Below are 17,664 nucleotides of genomic sequence, written 5' to 3' on the forward strand. Positions count from 1 at the left end.
TCAGAAGTCACCCAATCCGGTCTGTTCGCCGTCGGTCGCGGTGTTCGAGGCCGATCTTCCCGAGCCGGAATCGCTCGAACCCGTCGATCCGGTCGTGTTCCCGTCCTGCGGCACCCGTTCCGCCTCTCGGAGTCGCTCGTAGACGCGCCACAGCGCTCGGCAGTCGTCCTCGCAGTAAGCTTCGTGGCGGTCCCACTCGAGTTCCCGGCCGGTTCGCATAAACCGCTGGTAGGCCGCCGCAGTTTGCGCCCCGTCGAGGCCGGTCTCCCTCCCCTCGTAGCCGAGCGCGTCGGCGACGACCGCGAGTTCGTTCGTCCGGCCGGGAAGGATCGCGTTCTCGTTCCCGACCGCCCAGTAGTAGAGGTCGAACTGGGGGATCGACTCCCACTCGTCGACGTAGTAGGGGAGGTGGCGGGCGATGAAGGCTCCGAGGTGGCGGTAGTCGAACCGCCAGCCGTTCCAGGTGAGCAGCGCCCTGTTCGGGTGGACGCCGAGGAGCCAGTCGCAGAAGGCCTCGAGCACCGACACCGGGTCGTCGGGATCGTCGCGCTCGACGAACGCGCGGTGGGTGTCCGTCGCGGGATCGTAGACCCCGACCTGCCAGACGATCGTCGGCGAGAGGCCGTCGGTTTCGACGTCGAGACACAGCGGCGGCTCCGACCAGTTCTCGCCCGGCAGCGACTCGTCGGTGAGTCGTCGCGGCTCGCCCGTCTCGAGGACGGTCGCGTGGTGATGCATCGTACGCGCGCGGGTTCGACCGACGCCGGGACAGTCGGCGAGCGTCTCGATCGGCGTCTCGAGAAGCGCCGAGCGCGCCGTCACGCCGCGCTCAGCGAGCCGTCCGGCGGTTTTCGGGCCGACTCCGGAGACCGCCTCGAGGCCGAAGTCGGTCGCCGCGCGCGTGTCGGCGGCGACGGTACCGTCGGCTGCGAGTTCGAGGATGCCGATCGATTGCGAACCGCCGTATCCCTCGGCGGGGCCCGATCCCTGTACGCGAACGGAGACGCAGTCGTCGCCGGCGGGTTCGCAGCCGAGCGCGGGATCGTGATCGACGGCGCGGATCGTCCCGGACTCGGCTTCGAGGTGCCACAGCGCGTCGTAGCCGGCCGGTTCGCCGCCCGTCAGGACGGTCGTTACGCGGCCGGCGGGGAGCGCGTCGGTCAGCGCCGGCGCGTGCTCGAGAGTCGTCTCGAGGGCCGTCGGTCGGGTCGCCGTCGCGACGTCGTCGCAGACGAGGGCGACGACGTCGGGATCGCACAGCGCGTTCGAGACCGCGTCGGGGGACACGCGAAGCGCGCTCGGTCCCTGGACGGCTGCAACCTCGAGACCCGGTGCGAGCGGCTGTCGGGAGATGCGACCGTCGCCGGTCTCGAGCGGCGGGTGAAAGGTCGGCGCGTCGAACGTCCGTCGAACGCGGGCGAACGCCTGCGACTCGCGCGACGGGCCGAGCACCCAGACGCCGTCGGGCTCGAGGGTCGCGTCGATATCCCGAAGCGTCGCGATCGGCCGATCGGCGATAGCCGACGGCGGGAGGGCGAGCAGGCGGGCGCCGTCGCGACCGGTCATTGATCCTCGAGAGACGTCCGGAGACAAAGAGGGTTTGGTCACCGGGGTGAAAGTGAAGGCGTTTGTACGGGCGATTCAAATGGAGCGACAATGCAACAGTACCTCGATCTCGTCGACTCCGTGCTTTCGGACGGGTCGTACAAGCCCAACCGAACCGGCGTCGACACGATTTCGTCGTTCAGCGAGCACTACGAGGTCGACCTCCAAGAGGGGTACCCGCTGCTCACGACGAAGCAGATGGACGGCTATCGGTGGAACTCGATGCTTCACGAGGTCTGCTGGTACCTCTCGGGCGAGGAGCACATCCGCACCCTTCGCGAGGAAACCAAGATCTGGGACGCCTGGGCAGACGACGAAGGGCGACTCGACACCGCTTACGGCCGGTTCTGGCGGCGGTACCCGGTTCCGGACGGAGAGAGCCAGCTCGAGGGCGAAAGCTGGCCCGACGCCTCCCAACAGTGGGTCACCGAGGAGGAAGACGGCCGCCGCACGTTCGACCAGCTCCAGTACGTGATCGACACGCTCTCCGACTCGCCGAACTCCCGGCGGCTCGTGGTCAACGCCTGGCATCCCGCCAACGCGGCCGTCTCGATGCTGCCGCCGTGTCACTACTCGTTCGTCTTCAACGTCCAGGGAGACCGGTTGAACTGCCACCTCACTCAGCGCTCGGGCGACGTCGCGCTCGGGATTCCGTTCAACATCGCCGCCTACGCGCTCCTCACGAAGGTGATCGCCCAGCAGACCGGCTTCGAGCCCGGGACCTTCGCCCACACCGTCGTCGACTCGCACGTCTACTGCGGCCGCGGCGAGCGCGGCGAGTGGTACGCCGACAACCTCGAGGAGCTCCAGTCGAGGCTCGCGGACGCCGACGAGCGCGAGGACTACCTCGAGGTTCGCGAGTGGCTCGAGTCCGAAGCCCCCGCCGAGGTCGAGGGTGAGGAACGCTTCGATCACGTTCCCGGCCTGCTCGAGCAGCTGTCCCGCGAACCGCTCGAACGACCGACACTCGAGGTCGCCGACGTCTCCATCGACGAACTGTCCGCGGACGACCTCGAGTTGAAGAACTACGACTCCCACGAGGGACTCGAGTTCGCGGTGGCCGAATGACCGGGAGTAGCCGCGACGCCGCGGAACCGGCGGCGCTCGAGACCGACCTCGAACTCGCCGCCATCGTCGCCGTCGCCGACAACGGGGTGATCGGAAACGACGGGGAGATGCCGTGGCACCTCCCGGCGGATCTGGCCCACTTCAAGGAGACGACGATGGACCACCCGGTGATCACGGGTCGGGTGACCTACGAGGGAATCCTCGAGGCACTCGGCGAACCGCTCCCGGGACGGACGACGATCGTACTGACGAGCCGAGAACTCGAGACGCCCGAAAACGCCGTCGTCGCCGGAAACCTCGGGGAAGCGCTCGAGGCGGCGGAGCGGGCCGCCGAGCGCCACGACGGCGCTGAGAGGGCGTTCGTCGCGGGAGGCGCCACGGTTTACGAACAGTTCCTGCCCGCACTCGATCGACTGCTCGTGACCGAAGTACACGACGAACCGGTCGGCGATACGCACTTTCCGGACTGGGATCGGGACGCGTTCGAGGAGGTGTCGCGCGACGAGCGCGACGGCTTCGCGTTCGTCGAGTACGTCCGCGGGCGCGGGTAACCGGCGCAGTGCGATAGGTGGCACGTCCGGTTCTTTCGTCCGCGCGGCTTTCGAACTGGAGGGGAAACGCGTCGGCGGTCCGGAGACGCGTCGCTTCTTCGACAAGATCGGAGGAAATATTCGCGTCCTTATTACGGCAACACAATGACCGTTTGAGAGGGGCGACGGAAAACCGAGCAGTTCGGCGCGGAACCTGCTTCGGTCGTACGGTCTGACTATCGATCGGCGCCCGACGGGTCGACGGCCAGCGGTGACCGAGAAATCCACGGCCAAATCGCTGTCGGAACCCCGAACGGTTACGAAGCGTGATCCGTTTTCCGTACTGATTTCCCGACGAACAGTCCGTGGAAATCATCTCTTTTGTCGTATGAAACGTTTCGGCCCGCGGCTTTGCTGTCGCGAACCGCTCCGCAATCCGACCGCGACGCGACGTCGCGTCCCGTCGAGCAGCCGCCGCCTGCGAGACGGATCGATCTCGATTCTCGAGAGCGACGCGACGTAACGATCCAGAACGCAGAACGAGAACGGCGAAACCCGTTCCGCCCGATAAACGACTATTGGTAGCATCCGTCGGCCGCATTCTCGTAATGTGCCGGAATCCGTCCATAGTTGGGTCAACGGGCGCATTTTCTGAGTACGGTTCGTCTTAGACCGTGGAACGATCGGGGCCACTTATGCCAGAATTAGATCAAGAATCGTCTACCCCGAACAGGGGAACGCCGGTGAGAGACATGACAAAAGATAACACTGAAACCCTCAACGACTCGAGAGATTCGCTCGTGAAGAAGGGGGCGCTCGCCGCGACGGCGGTCGCCCTCGGCGCAGGCGCGACGGCGGGAACCGCTTCCGCCCAGGAAGACGGTGAGGTGGTCGTCCCGGGCGACGACTACCACCCCGATCTCGACTTCGAGGTCACCTCGCAGCTGGACGAAGGGTCGAAGAACGACCTGCTCGAAACCGCCGGTCTGGACGCAGAGTTCTCCGACCCGGACGACTGGGACGTCTACGTCATCAACTACGATATGGGCGGGTCCGCCCAGGCGCTCGGCTACCTGATGACGGAGGACCTCGACATCGAAGCCGGTGACAGCGGCACGATGGACGAGGATGCAACGATTCGCAACTCCGAGCTGAACCTGATGGAATTCACGCCCTGATTTCGACGACGGAGCGAGCCGCTCGAGACGGTCGAAGGGAAAGCGAACGGTTCGGCGTGGAACCCGTTTGAGTCGTGCGATTTCGACCGCCGAGCGACGTCCGGGTTCCCGCTGGTTCGAGGCCCGCAAACCGGTCACCCGCGTCGCCGAGACTGTTCCGTTTTGCACGGCCGGGACGACGCTCGACGGACCGACGGCCAGGAGTGACCGAGAAACCCAGGGCGAAATCGCTGTCGGAACTGCTGACGATTGTGGAGGATGATTGGTTTCCCGTACTGATTTCCGGACGGACAGTCCTGAGAAATCATCTATTTTGTTGTACGAGTGTCCCCGATCCACGATTCTTCTGTCGCGGAATCCCGAGAATTCGGCTACATCCGGGGTGTCGTACCGACGGATACCATCCACCGCGTACGAGGCGGATCGATATCGGTTCCTATCAGCGACGTGATTTAACGGGTCCAAAACGGGTGCGGCAAAGTCCGTTCCGCCCGATAAACAACCATTTCTGATATCTGTCGCCGATCTCCGCGTGATGTGCCGAAATCTGGGCGTATCTCGGCCAATGACCATATTTTGCGAATACAGTTCGTCTTAGACCGTGAAACGATCGGCCTCACTTATGCCAGAATTGGATCAAGAACCGTCTACCCCGAACAGGGGGAACAAAAGTGAGAGACATGGTAGAAGACAACAACGTATTCAGTGACTCGAGACGCTCGTTCATGAAGAAGGGGGCGCTCGCCACGACGGCGGTCGCCCTCGGCGCAGGCGCGACGACGGGAACCGCTTCCGCCCAGCAAGACGACGGCGCTGACGTGGTCGTGTTCGGCGACGACTACCTCCCCGGTGTCGACTTCGACATCGCCTCGCAGGCGGACACGGGAACGAGAGACGACGTGTACGAAGCCACCGGTCTGGACGAAGAGTTCTCCGACCCGGACGACTGGGACCTTTTCTTCATCAGTTACGACACGGGCGGCTCCGCCCCGACGCTCGGCTACCTGATGACGGAGAACGGCCTCAGTGCCGGCGACAGCGACACGATGGGCACGGACGGGTCGGTTCGCAACTCCGAGCTGAACCTAATTGAAGTAACCCTCGGCGCAGCGGCGGAGGAAGAGGAGCCGGCGGAGGAAGAGGAGCCGGCGGAGGAAGAGGAGCCGGCGGAGGAAGAGGAGCCGCCGGAAGAAGAGGAGCCGGAGGAAGAGAATGAATCCGGCGGCGGCGGCGGCGGTGGCGGCGGCGGCGACTGACGCGGCTCACCGATCCCTATTTTTCTGGTATCGGACCATCTGATAGAGCGGATCTAGAAACCGTTCGATCGGAAGCTGTTGGCTTCCCCCGACTGTCGAGATTGATCGCGCTACCCGGTCTACCGGGCGATTACCGAGTGACGATACACCGAACGAACGGCAGCACTCGATCCGTCCCCGTGAATCGATTCCGATCGCTCGATCGCCCGCAGTGAGAGCGTTCGATCCTTCGACCGGTCGCCCGGCGGGCTTTTACAACTCCTGGCCGTAGACGAATCCAATGAGCCACCCGACGGAGCGCAACCGGCTCGAGGAGGAGCAAAGCCCCTACCTGCGCCAGCACGCGGACAACCCCGTCAACTGGCAGCCCTGGGACGAACAGGCGCTCGAGACCGCCCGCGAGCACGACGTCCCGATCTTCCTCTCGATCGGCTACTCGGCGTGTCACTGGTGTCACGTCATGGCGGACGAGAGCTTCGCCGACGAGGAGGTCGCCGAGGTGCTCAACGAGCACTTCGTTCCGATCAAGGTCGACCGCGAGGAGCGTCCGGACGTCGACAGCATCTACATGACCGTCTGTCAGCTGGTCAGCGGCGGCGGCGGCTGGCCGCTCTCGGCGTGGCTCACGCCCGAGGGCAAGCCGTTCTACGTCGGCACTTACTTCCCCAAGGAGCCGAAGCGCGGACAGCCGGGCTTTCTCGACGTTCTCGAGAATCTCCGCGGCTCCTGGGAGACGGACCGCGACGAGATCGAGAACCGGGCCGACCAGTGGACCGAGGCGGCGGCGGACCGACTCGAGGAGACGTCCGACGCGGTCGGCGCCGCGGAGCCGCCCTCGAGCGACGTCCTCGAGCGCGCCGCGGACGCGGCGCTCCGGAGTGCGGACCGCCAGTACGGCGGCTTCGGCTCCGGCGGACCGAAGTTCCCCCAGCCGTCGCGGCTGCGCGTGCTCGCCCGGGCGTACGACCGCACCGGCCGGGAGGAGTACCTCGAGGTGCTCGAAGGCTCGCTCACCGCGATGATCGAGGGCGGGCTCTACGACCACGTCGGCGGCGGCTTCCACCGGTACTGCGTCGATCGGGACTGGACGGTGCCCCACTTCGAGAAGATGCTGTACGACAACGCCGAGATTCCGCGGGTCCTGCTCGCCGGCTACCAGCTCACGGGTGAGGATCGCTACGTCGAGGTCGTCGCGGAGACCCTCGAGTTCGTCTCCCGGGAGCTCACCCACGACGAGGGCGGCTTCTTCAGCACGCTCGACGCCCAGAGCGAAGATCCCGAGACCGGCGAGCGCGAGGAGGGCGCGTTCTACGTCTGGACGCCCGCCGAGGTTCGGGACGTCCTCGATGACGAAACCGACGCCGAACTCTTCTGCGAGCGCTTCGACATCACGGAGTCGGGTAACTTCGAGGGGCAGAACCAGCCGAACGTCGACGCGTCGATCCCCGAACTCGCCGAGCGGTTCGACCTCGAGGAGAACGAGGTCGAAGAGCGGCTCGAGTCCGCCCGCGAGCAGCTGTTCGAGGCCCGCGAGGAGCGGCCGCGACCCAACCGCGACGAGAAGGTGCTCGCGAGCTGGAACGGGATGATGATCGCGACCTGCGCCGAGGCCGCGCTCGTGCTGGGCGAGGACGAGTTCGCCAGTATGGCGGTCGACGCCCTCGAGTTCGTTCGAGATCGGCTCTGGGACGCGGACGAGAAGCGGCTGTCGCGGCGCTACAAGGACGGGGACGTGGCCGTCCAGGGCTACCTCGAGGACTACGCCTTCCTCGCACGCGGAGCCCTCGGTTGCTACGAGGCGACGGGCGACGTCGACCACCTCGCCTTTGCCCTCGAACTCGCCCGCGTCATCGAAGCCGAGTTCTGGGACGACGAGCGAGAGACGATCTACTTCACGCCCGAGAGCGGCGAGTCGCTCGTCACGCGGCCCCAGGAGTTGACCGACCAGTCGACGCCCTCCGCCGCGGGCGTCGCGGTCGAGACCCTTCTCGCGCTCGACGGCTTCGCCAGCGAGGCGCAAAGCGCCTCGAGCCGTGCGAGCGGGCAAAGCCCGCGAGCAGAAGCCGTCGACGACGAGGAGTTCGAGGAGATCGCCGCGTCCGTCCTGCAGACCCACGCCGGTCGCCTCGAGTCGAACGCGCTCCAGCACGCGACGCTCTGTCTCGCCGCGGATCGCCTCGATGCGGGCGCGCTCGAGGTGACGGTCGCCGCCGACGAACTGTCCGCGGAGTGGCGAGACCGCTTCGCCTCGCGGTACCTGCCGGACCGGCAGTTCGCGCTCCGGCCGCCGACCGAGGACGGCCTCGAGGACTGGCTCGACCGACTGGGGCTCGAGGGCGCGCCCGCCGTCTGGGCCGGTCGCGAGGCCCGCGACGGGGAGCCGACGCTGTACGTCTGCCGGAACCGAACCTGCTCGCCGCCGACCCACGACGTCGACGAGGCGATCGCGTGGCTCGACGGTTCGAGTACTGGTGGGGAAAACGCAGACGCCGAAATCGAAGACGACGTGCCGTTCTAGCGACGATCAGGCCGTTTCCGTCTCGAGTTCGGCCTCGAGTTCCTCCGCGAGCCAGACGGCCGGCGGGACGTCCTCCTCCTCGACGAAGCGCGTGATCTCCTCGCCCGCGTCGTCTTCGACCACGATCGTCGGGATGTACTCGATATCGTACTCGTCGACGCCGGGGCCCTGCTTGTCCTGGTCGAGGGCGATCTCGTCGATGCGCTCTTCCGGTACCTCGGCGGCCTCGAGCGCCGCGCCGAAGTCCGGCAGCAGGGCGCGACAGTCCTTGCACCAGTCGCCGCCCCAGACCTTGTAGGTCAGGTCGCCGTGGGCGGCGAGCGTGTCGACGGTGTCGTCGTAGGAGGCGGCGTCCCACGTCGGGTTCGGCCGCATGGTTTCGAGACTCATGGACACGAGTTTCGCGCCCGGCGGCTTAACGACCGCGTTTCCGACGGGCGTTGCGTTTGAGTGACCGATCCGTTACTCGCGTGCGACGAACGCGACCGGCGCCGAGTCGGTAGCATTTTTACACCAAACCCAAGAGTTATCACCATGGTATTCGACTCGATCGCCGAACCAGGTCACGAGCAGATATCCTACTTCTCCGATCCAGAGACGGGCCTGACGGCCATCGTTGCGATTCACGACACCACTCTTGGCCCGAGCCTCGGCGGGACACGTATCCTCGACTACGAGTCCGAAGACGCCGCACTGACGGACGTACTGCGGCTCTCGGAGGCGATGACCTACAAGGCGGCCGCGGCGGACCTGCCGCTGGGCGGGGGGAAAGCGGTCATCATCGGCAATCCGGAGGAAGTCAAAACCGAGGACGTCCTCGAGGCCTACGGCCGGGCCGTCGACTGTCTGGCCGGCCGCTACGTTACCTCGGTCGACATCAACTCCGGCGCCGAGGAGATGGACATCGTCGCGCGCGAAACGGACCACGTCGTCGGCGTCAGCGACGGTCTGGGGAACCCGTCGAAGGTCACAGCCCACGGCGTCTTCCACGGTATCCGTGCCTCCGTCGAGCACGTCTACGGCACCGACTCCGTCAGCGACCTCGACGTCGTCGTTCAGGGACTGGGCAAGGTCGGTCGCCTGCTCGCCGAGGAATTACTCGAGCACGGCGCCTCCGTGACGATCTCCGACGTAAACCGGGACGCCGTCGACGACTTCACCGACGCCTACGACGTCGACGTCGTCGCGCCCGGTGCGGTCTACGAGCGGTCATGCGACGTCTTTGCACCCTGTGCGATCGGCGCTATCGTCAACGACGAGACGATCGACCAGTTCGAGTGTGACATCGTCGCCGGCTCTGCGAACAACGTCCTCGCCGAGCGGCGTCACGCGGCCGCACTCGCAGAGCGGGACATCCTCTATGCGCCCGACTACGTGATCAACGCGGGTGGGCTGATCACCGTCGGCAAGGAGTACCTCGGTGGGACCTACGACGAGGCTTACGAGGGGGCCGAAGCGATCGGCGACCGACTCGGCGAGATGATCGAGCGTGCCGAAGACGAGAATCGCACGGTCCTCGATGCTGCGGAGGCGTACGCCCAGGAGCGGATCGACGATTCTGAGAGGGTGACGCCGGCACTGCCGTCGAACTAGCTGCTATCGCTGCTCTCTACGCGTACTGCCCGCCGATCGGCCCGTTTCTCCCTCCGTCGTGTCACCACCGGCACGTCCTGCCGAGGTCCAGTACGGGTTTACGTCTCGACTTCCTACGCGTTTCCAATGAAGGGAAGCATCCTGGACACGATCGGCTCGCCGCTCGTCCAGGTCGACTCGCCGGAGGGGGCGACCGTCGCCACCAAAGTCGAATCGTTCAATCCCGGAGGCTCGGCAAAGGATCGGCCGGCGCTCGAGATGATCCGGGCGGCCGAGCGAGACGGGAAAATCGAACCCGGCGACTGGCTCGTCGAACCGACTAGCGGCAACACCGGGATCGGCCTCTCGCTCGTCGCCGCCGCTCGCGGGTACGACCTTACGATCGTCATGCCGGCCTCGAAGTCCGAGGAACGCCGCCGGGTCATGGCCGCCTACGGCGCCGAACTCGAACTCGTCGAGGGCGAGATGACGGACGCTCGCGCTCGTGCGGACGAACTCGAGGCCCGGGGGGCGGTCCAACTCGGCCAGTTCGAGAACCCCGCGAACCCCGAGGCACACTACCGAACGACCGGCGAAGAGATCGTCGAACAGGTTGGCGACCGCGAGATCGACGCCTTCGTCGCCGGCGTCGGCACCGGCGGCACGCTGTCGGGCACCGGTCGGCGGCTCCGCGAGGAGTTCCCCGAGATGGACATCATCGCCGTCGAACCGGCGCGAAACGCCGTTCTCTCGACCGGCGAATCCGGAACCGACGAGTTCCAGGGCATGGGTCCCGGCTTCGTCAGCGACAACCTCGACCTGGACCTGATCGACCGCGTCGAGACGGTTCGGCTCGAGGACGCCGAGGACGAGTGTCTCCGGCTCGCCCGCGAGGAGGGCATCCTCGTCGGTCAGTCCAGCGGCGCGACGAGTCTCGTCGCCCAGAAGATCGCCGAGGAGATCGCTAAACCCGAGACCGACTGTCCGGAGGTCCCGGGCGTCTTCGACGGTCAGCCGCAGGCAACCCCCGAAACTGACGGGGGTCAGAGCCCCGAGGACTGTCCGCTGGTCGTCACCGTCTTCTGGGACAGCGGCGAGCGCTACCTCTCGACCGGGCTGTTCGGATAACTGGTTGCTTCGGTAACAAAATCAGTCTTTCACCTTCCCAACCGAATTTATATTAGGCTCGCCTGTGAGGAAACGATGACAGACAGCACCAGGCGCGGTCTGCTATGTGGCGGGGCAGGATTGCTCGCACTCACCGCCGGGTGTATCGCGGACGATCTCGGCGGGTCGTCCGAGCCTGACGACGGAACCGACGGTGACGACGACGCTATGGGCGATAACGGAGCCGACGACGAATCCGACGACGGGTCGACCGACGACGAGGAGACGGGAGGGACCGAAACACAGGCGTTCCGGTACGGCGAGCCCGCGACCGAACCGAACGCAACCCTGTTCCTCGAGCGCGAGGAGGCCGAGGAGTGGCTCGATGAGCGACGTATCGGCGGCGACTCCGAGGACGCTGTCGCCGAGATCGTCGACGAGACGTCGTTCGAGGAGTGCTCGCTGACCTCACTCGAGGCCGGCGCACCGAACCTGTGTTACGAACTGCTCCTCGAGTCGGCTACCGTCGAAGACGGGAGACTCGACCTCGAGGCGGTCGTCAGCGACGAGGAGAGCGACGAGATGGGATGTGCCCAACAGGAGACGACGGTCGGAGTGCTCGTCCGCGCGTCGGACGGCGGCGAACCGGTGACCGACGTCTCCGCGACCGTCGTCGACCGCGAGGGGAGCGAGTACGAGTTCGAACTCGCCAGCGATAGCGACAGCGACGGGAGCTCCGGTTCGGACTCGACGTCCGACGGCAACGGCGAGGAGGAGACGGACAACGATTCAGACGACGAGTGACGCTGCGTAGTGACCGCCGGACGTGGTGTCTCGGCGGTCCCGCTGACTTACGGCGAGTACTCCGACTCCGTGAGCCGCACGACGAGCGTCTCGTCGACGTCCCGGAGGTCGTACGTCGGCAGTTCACCCCCCGTTCGGCGGACGTACAGCGGTTCGACGAGCCGCGGCAGCAGGGTCGTCGGACCCATTCCGTCGGTTTCGGTCCCGTCGGCCGGCTCGTCCTGTTGTTCGTCCTCGCCGGCTCGCTCGAGTCCGTAAATCTTGCAGAACTCGTCGGTGTCGGCGGGCGCGACGGTACCGTTGCGCAGTTCGCGGGCTAGCGGTCGCGAGAGCCACTCCGTCTCGTTCACCGAGGGTTCCTGGACGAGCGCTTCGTCGACGAACCGGGTCAGGTACCAATCGAGATCGTTCAGCAGCGAGACCGCCGCGCCGATGCTGACGGTCCGAACCGCGAGCGCGTTCTCGAACGGTCGCTCGAGGTCGTACGTCGCGAGCGCCTCCCGGGACGTCTCTCGCGAGAGCAACTCGTACTGGAGGTTCACCTCGGGGTCGCCGACGAGACAGACGCGGGTCACTGTTCGGTGGTGGGAGTGTCTCGATAATGTGCGTTTCGTCTCCCAGTCGCGAATTCCGGGCCCGACGATCTCGTTACTCGGTCGGTTCGTCCGCGTCGCCCCGTCGACGGAGCCACTCGAGGCCGAGCGCCCCGCCGACGATTCCGGCGCCGGTGGTGAACCCGGGCATTCCGTCGTCAGTATCGGTGTCGTCTTCGGAGTCCGACGTCTCGTTCCCCGTTTCGTCTCCGTTCCCGGTTTCTCCGTCGTCTTCGTCGTCGACGGCTCCGCTCTCATCGCCATCGCCGTCATCGTCGTCTTCACCGGAGCCGCCATCCTCGTCGATCAGGTCGCCATCGTCTTGCTCGTCCGGACAGTCGGATTCGGTGTCTTCCGGACAATCGGACTCGGTCTCGTCCGTCTCGTCGTCTTCGCCGTCGGTCTCGTCCGGGCCCTCGTCTCCGTCTTCACCCTCGGTCTCGTCGTCCTCGTCCTCCTCGTGTTCTTCGCCGTCTTCCTCCTCGTCGTCTTCGGCTCGAAGGGCCAGCAACTCTCCGTCGCGGCTGACGTAAACGGTGTTCTCGTCGGCGGCGATCGACATCCCGGCGGCCGTCCAGTCGCGATCGTCGAAGGTGTATCGCCACGCCTCTTCACCCGTCTCGAGGTCGTGGGCCATTAACCGATCTTCGTCCTCCGCTTCCTCGGGCCGATCGGCCGGATCCGGTCCGTACGCAGTGATGACCGTGTCTCCGACGAGTGCCGGCATGCTGTGGTCGGAATCGAGGCTCCACGCGTGCGCTCCGCTATCGGAGAGATCGTGCACCGAGAGGCTGCCGTTTCTCCCGTTAGCGAAGTACGCGTCATCGATGATGGCGTGAGTGAGCGTGATGGAGGTACTGCCGACTACCTCCCGGGAGGACATGTCGAAGAGAGACGTGGCGTCGTACCCGGGAAAGATGGCAACGTGGCCCGAACCCGCAGTAACCTCCGTTACCGACTCGTCGTGCTGCACCGTTACCTCCGTCTCGCCCGTCGTCGGATCGAGCCCGGCGAACACTCCTCCATCAGCCCCGACGGAAGAATCGAACGCGTAGACGGTCTCCTCGGAGACGTCGCCTATCAGCAACTCGTCGGCCGTTCTCTCCCCGTCGTCGGTCTCCACCGTAACGCTCTCGCGCTCCCACCGGATCGAACCGTCGTCAGCGTCGAGCGCGTAGACGGTGTAGTCACTCGACGTATAGACCATGCCGTGACCGACAGCGATCGTTTGGCTGCTGATCTCGCTCTCCCAGCGGACCTCACCGGTCTCGGCGTCGATCGCTTGGATCGGATCGCCGGCCACGTAAACGGTGTCGTCGTCGACAGCGGGCGTTCTTTCGGCCCCGATATCTCCCGTTTCCCACTCTTGGGAGCCGCCTTCGGCGTCGAGCGCGTACACGCTTCCCCCGGTCTGGGTATAGATACGGCCGTCAACGACCACGGTCGAATCGATGTCGTACGGCCCGTCGTACCGCCAGGCGACCTCGGTGGGACGCTCGACGTCCGAGGGTTCATCTCCACCCCCACTGCCGTCGTCCTCTCCGTGTTCGTCTGCGGCCGTCGAACCGATCGACGCGAGTCCGACGCCCGTCGAAAGCGCTGCACCAGTCGCGAGTATCGAACGGCGATGCCAACGTGGCATACCGGTCACAACCCTAACTGGTTCTATTATTATCTGGTTATTATCCGTACGTATCCGATCCACAACTATTTACCAACGACGAGAAAACGATGGATACTCGCGAAACGATGGGGTTTCGGGTAGTTGTTTTACAGACTCAACACAGGTAACGAATAGATCAGTTCGAGCGTTCACTCGGAACCAAGTCTCAAAACCGCGCGACGAGCTACCGTTACGGCTCGACCAGTTCGGCGTTCTTCGCGGCCTCCTCTGCCCGCTCGAGCAGGTCGTCGGGTTCGACCGCGAGCAGCGGCTCGAGTCGGGCGTTGGTCTCCGCGCGGTCGGGCGCCACGCGGTTGCAGCCGGCGTCGATCGTCGAGTCGGTGAACGTGCCGATCTCGCGGGCCTCGGCGACGATCTCGTGTTTGTCCCGGGTGAGCAGCGGCCGGTGGATCGGCAGGCGGGTGACGCGGCTCGTGACGCCGAGGTTCTGGAGAGTCTGGCTCGACTTCTGGCCGACGGCCTCGCCCGTGACGATGCCGTGGGCGTCGACGCGGTCGGCGAGGACCTCGGCGGCCCGGTAGAAAAAGCGGCGCATCGAGAGCATTCGGCCCTCTTCCATCGTCTCGACGAGCACGGAGAGCGTCTCGCCGCCGGGGATCTTGTAGACCTGCATGTCGAAGTTCGGGGCGTACTGCGAGAGCACGCGGACGGTCTCCATCGCGCGCGCCTCGTGGTCGATCCCGCCGAACGGCCCGAGATCGACGTAGACCGGCACGACCGGGCTGCCGCGTTTCATCATCTCGTAGGCGGCGACCGGCGAGTCGATCCCGCCGCTGATCAGCGCGATCACGGGCTCCTGCGCGCCGAGCGGGAGGCCGCCCGGCCCGGAGCGCTTCTCGAGGTAGATAAACGAGGCTTCCTCCCGGACCTCGATACCGAACGTGATATCGGGATCGTCGAGGTCGACTTCGGGCTCGAACTCGTCCTCGACGGCCTCCCAGATGGCCGTCCCGCCCTCGCGAGCGAGGTCCTCGCTCCCGTAGGGAAGGCTCTTGTCCGCCCGTCGGGCGTCGACGGCGAAGGTGCCGCCGTCGTAGCGGGTGCGGGCCGTCTCCACGAGGGCCTCGAGGATCGCTTCCATCTCGGTGCCGACGGTGAGACACGGGCTCGCGGAGACGACGCCGAAGGCGTCGGCTGCGGCCGCTGTCGCGTCCTCGACCGCTTCCTCGCTCGTGTGGATCAGCGGCCGGTTCCACCGGCGCTCGACCTCGCCGGGGATCGACCGGTCCGCGAGGAGGGCTTCGAGGTTCTCGGCGAGGAGTCCCTCCATGTACCGCTTGACGGTGTTGCTCTTGGTGTTGACGTCACCGTGACGGAGGAGGACGGTGTCGGCTCCCGGCGGGTGCATACATCGGTATAGCCAACCGCGGCTATAAGGGGGTTACGAGGCAGGGACGGCGCGGTTCCGGCGAGGCTCAGCGCCCGGTGACCTCGAGCGTCTCCTCGACCGCGGTGCCGACCTCGTCGGCTCTCGCGTCGTCGACCGGGACCAGCGGTGGCCGAACCTCGTCGGTAGAGAGCACGCCGCGGTGGACGAGTCCCGCCTTGGTCGCCTGGGCGAAGCCGTAGGACGCACACAGCTCGAACAGCGGCGCGATAGCGTCTGCCTGGAGCTCTCGGCCGCGACCGGTCTCCGCCTCGTCGACCAGCTCCCGGAACGCTCCGGGAACGACGTTCGACAGCGCGTTGATCCCGCCGTCGGCGCCCATCCGTAGCGCCGGAACCACCAGGGAGTCGTAGCCCATCAGACAGAGGAAGTCGTCGGGTGTCTCCCTGATGACCGACTGGAAGTACGAGAGGTCGCCGCTCGAGTCCTTGATCCCGACGAACCCGCCGCGTTCCGCGAGGGCGGCGACCGTCTCGGGTTCGATTCGCCGGCCCGTACACTGGGGAATGTTGTACAGCAGCAGCGGAATCGACGTGGCGTCGGCCACCGCCTCGAAGAACCGCTGATTTCCCACCGGCGCGTTGGCCGCCGTGAAGTACGGCGGCACCAGCGCGGCGGCATCGGCGCCGACGGAGACGGCGTTCTCGACGTGAGCGACGGTTTCGTCGACGCTCGTCGCGCCCGCGCAGGCGACGACCGGCCCGTCGGCGTGGTCGACGGACAGTTCGACCACGCGCTGGCGCTCCTCGGGAGCGAGGCTCGGGAACTCGCCGGTCGTTCCGCAGGCGAAGACTCCGTCGATTCCGCCCTCGTGGAGGTGCTCGAGCAGGTCGACCAGCGCGGACTCGTCGATCGATCCGTCGTCGAACGGCGTCACGGTCGGGCACGTGATACCGCGGAGCGCGTTCCGGAGATCCATGGTTGAGACACCGTCTCTCGAGGCAAAGCCGTTATCATCGCGGCGATACAGCGGCGGTTCCGAAGGACGGACGTCGACGGTCGGCTAGATGGCCGACTCCTCGACGGTCGGACTCAGACTCCCGGTGTGGGAGTAGACGCCGATGACCAGGACCACGCCGGCCAGCAGCGGGATGATCGCACTGATTGCGTACATCGTCTGGAAGCCGACCGCATCGGCGAACGGCAGCGCGACCAGGGGACCGAGTCCGCCGCCGACGTCGCCGAGGACGTTGTTCGTTCCCATCGCTCGCCCCATTCGCTCCTCTACCGTGAGATCGGCGAGCAACGCGGTCAGCGGGCCGCCGACGCCGCCCTGGCCCGCCCCGATCAGCGCGCAGGCGAGCACGACGTACCAGAACGACGGCGCCACCGTGAGGACGGCGAAACCGGCGCAGGCCGTCACCAGGAAGAGGACGAGAACGGGGACGCGGGCGCCGAACGAGTCGCTCAACACGCCGCCCGAGATCGTGAAGATCGAACCCGCGAGAACGGAGACCGCCATCAGTACGCCCGAGGTCCCCTGCTCTCCGTACTCGATCCCGTAGCCGAACGCGGTCGTCGAGATCGTGAGCGTCTCGGCCTGTAAGTACAGCACCAGCGTCGAGAACAGCACGCCGATGTACGCGAAGTAGAGCCCGAAGTTGACCAGTCCCACGGTGAGCGCGGGCAGCGTTAGCTCGAGGTCCCACGGTTTGACCGAGGAGTCCGAGCCGTCGACGTGGGTTTCGGGAACGACGAAGTAGGCGATGATGCTCGCGAGACCGGCGAACGCGGCGGCGAGAACGAACGCCTCGACGTTCCCGTACGTCTCGCTGACGAGTCCGCCGAGCACGAGTCCCGCGGGGAAGCCGAACGTGATCCCCGCCCGGACGATCCCCATGCTCGTGCCGCGCGAACTGGAGTCGCTGACGTCGGCCGTGATCGTGTACGCGGTCGCGAACACGAGCGCGCTACCGAGGCCCCACATGATTCGGGCGAGGACGAACCACGCCTCGGGGACGTCCGGCAGGAACCCCATCGACGGACGGGATGCGATCAGCGCGATCACGTAGCCGAACGTCGCGACGCCCTCGATCGCCAGTCCGGCGATGAACGGCTTCCGGGTTCCGATCCGGTCGACGAGAACCCCGGCGGGCGCGTTTGCGACCAGCCGAGTCCACCGATTCGCTGCGAGGATGACGCCGACCATGAACGCCGAGATGCCGAGCACCTCTCCAAGGTTCGGCAGTATCGGGAAGATGACGCCGCCGCCGAAGCCGACGAAGAAGGTACTCGCGACGACGGCGAAGACGACGCTTCGTGGGCGGGGACTCGAGTCGGACACGTCGATCGTACCTACTGTTTCGAATCGTAACAGCTAGGGGACGGTAGCCCGCCGGGGGAATTGATTCTATCGAAAGCG

The 17,664-nt window shown here is 66.1% G+C and carries 15 protein-coding genes; 8 read left to right on the plus strand and 7 right to left on the minus strand.

Going from position 1 to position 17,664, the window contains the following annotated elements:
- A complete protein-coding gene (locus tag NED97_RS06920) occupies nucleotides 1–1,566 on the minus strand; it encodes a ribonuclease H-like domain-containing protein (RefSeq protein ID WP_252489980.1) in 1,566 nt (521 codons plus the stop codon).
- Nucleotides 1,567–1,656: 90 nt separating this feature from the next.
- Here NED97_RS06920 and thyA point away from each other — a divergent pair, with 90 nt between their 5' ends.
- From thyA to NED97_RS06945, 5 genes are all read left to right on the plus strand, one after another.
- Complete coding sequence (thyA, locus tag NED97_RS06925) at nucleotides 1,657–2,673, plus strand: thymidylate synthase (protein ID WP_252489981.1); 1,017 nt, start codon at nucleotides 1,657–1,659, stop codon at nucleotides 2,671–2,673.
- Nucleotides 2,670–3,224 (plus strand): dihydrofolate reductase, encoded by a 555-nt coding sequence (locus NED97_RS06930; RefSeq protein ID WP_252489982.1) that lies wholly within the window; start codon nucleotides 2,670–2,672, stop codon nucleotides 3,222–3,224. The genes thyA and NED97_RS06930 overlap by 4 nt, the downstream gene beginning before the upstream one ends.
- Nucleotides 3,225–3,955: 731 nt before the next feature.
- Entirely contained in the window at nucleotides 3,956–4,381 is a 426-nt protein-coding gene (locus NED97_RS06935) for a calcium-binding protein (protein ID WP_252489983.1), read from the plus strand.
- A gap of 680 nt (nucleotides 4,382–5,061) precedes the next feature.
- A complete protein-coding gene (locus NED97_RS06940; RefSeq protein WP_252489984.1) occupies nucleotides 5,062–5,637 on the plus strand; it encodes a twin-arginine translocation signal domain-containing protein in 576 nt (191 codons plus the stop codon).
- A 280-nt stretch (nucleotides 5,638–5,917) separates the two neighbouring features.
- The gene (locus NED97_RS06945) at nucleotides 5,918–8,155 is read left to right on the plus strand and encodes a thioredoxin domain-containing protein (RefSeq protein WP_252489985.1); all 2,238 of its coding nucleotides are present in this window, start codon (nucleotides 5,918–5,920) and stop codon (nucleotides 8,153–8,155) included.
- A 6-nt stretch (nucleotides 8,156–8,161) separates the two neighbouring features.
- Here the strand turns inward: NED97_RS06945 and NED97_RS06950 are convergent, their stop codons facing one another.
- Nucleotides 8,162–8,545: a TlpA family protein disulfide reductase gene (locus NED97_RS06950; protein ID WP_252489986.1), complete on the minus strand. Its 384-nt coding sequence runs from the start codon at nucleotides 8,543–8,545 to the stop codon at nucleotides 8,162–8,164.
- Nucleotides 8,546–8,689: 144 nt separating this feature from the next.
- Here NED97_RS06950 and NED97_RS06955 point away from each other — a divergent pair, with 144 nt between their 5' ends.
- From NED97_RS06955 to NED97_RS06965, 3 genes are all read left to right on the plus strand, one after another.
- Nucleotides 8,690–9,748 (plus strand): Leu/Phe/Val dehydrogenase, encoded by a 1,059-nt coding sequence (locus NED97_RS06955; protein ID WP_252489987.1) that lies wholly within the window; start codon nucleotides 8,690–8,692, stop codon nucleotides 9,746–9,748.
- A 126-nt stretch (nucleotides 9,749–9,874) separates the two neighbouring features.
- Nucleotides 9,875–10,855 (plus strand): PLP-dependent cysteine synthase family protein, encoded by a 981-nt coding sequence (locus NED97_RS06960; protein ID WP_252489988.1) that lies wholly within the window; start codon nucleotides 9,875–9,877, stop codon nucleotides 10,853–10,855.
- A 75-nt stretch (nucleotides 10,856–10,930) separates the two neighbouring features.
- A complete protein-coding gene (locus NED97_RS06965; protein WP_252489989.1) occupies nucleotides 10,931–11,638 on the plus strand; it encodes a hypothetical protein in 708 nt (235 codons plus the stop codon).
- A 47-nt stretch (nucleotides 11,639–11,685) separates the two neighbouring features.
- Here NED97_RS06965 and NED97_RS06970 read toward each other — a convergent pair whose 3' ends face one another.
- From NED97_RS06970 to NED97_RS06990, 5 genes are all read right to left on the minus strand, one after another.
- On the minus strand, nucleotides 11,686–12,213 hold the full coding sequence (locus NED97_RS06970) for a DUF5804 family protein (RefSeq protein ID WP_252489990.1): 528 nt from the start codon (nucleotides 12,211–12,213) through the stop codon (nucleotides 11,686–11,688).
- Nucleotides 12,214–12,286: 73 nt separating this feature from the next.
- The gene (locus tag NED97_RS06975; RefSeq protein ID WP_252489991.1) at nucleotides 12,287–13,873 is read right to left on the minus strand and encodes an outer membrane protein assembly factor BamB family protein; all 1,587 of its coding nucleotides are present in this window, start codon (nucleotides 13,871–13,873) and stop codon (nucleotides 12,287–12,289) included.
- A gap of 211 nt (nucleotides 13,874–14,084) precedes the next feature.
- Nucleotides 14,085–15,263: a tRNA sulfurtransferase gene (locus tag NED97_RS06980; RefSeq protein WP_252489992.1), complete on the minus strand. Its 1,179-nt coding sequence runs from the start codon at nucleotides 15,261–15,263 to the stop codon at nucleotides 14,085–14,087.
- A 67-nt stretch (nucleotides 15,264–15,330) separates the two neighbouring features.
- On the minus strand, nucleotides 15,331–16,221 hold the full coding sequence (locus NED97_RS06985; protein WP_252489993.1) for a dihydrodipicolinate synthase family protein: 891 nt from the start codon (nucleotides 16,219–16,221) through the stop codon (nucleotides 15,331–15,333).
- 84 nt (nucleotides 16,222–16,305) lie between these two features.
- Nucleotides 16,306–17,586 (minus strand): MFS transporter, encoded by a 1,281-nt coding sequence (locus NED97_RS06990; RefSeq protein ID WP_252489994.1) that lies wholly within the window; start codon nucleotides 17,584–17,586, stop codon nucleotides 16,306–16,308.
- Nucleotides 17,587–17,664: the final 78 nt, after the last annotated feature.

The sequence above is a fragment of the Natronococcus sp. CG52 genome, from assembly GCF_023913515.1.
GTDB lineage: Archaea > Halobacteriota > Halobacteria > Halobacteriales > Natrialbaceae > Natronococcus > Natronococcus zhouii.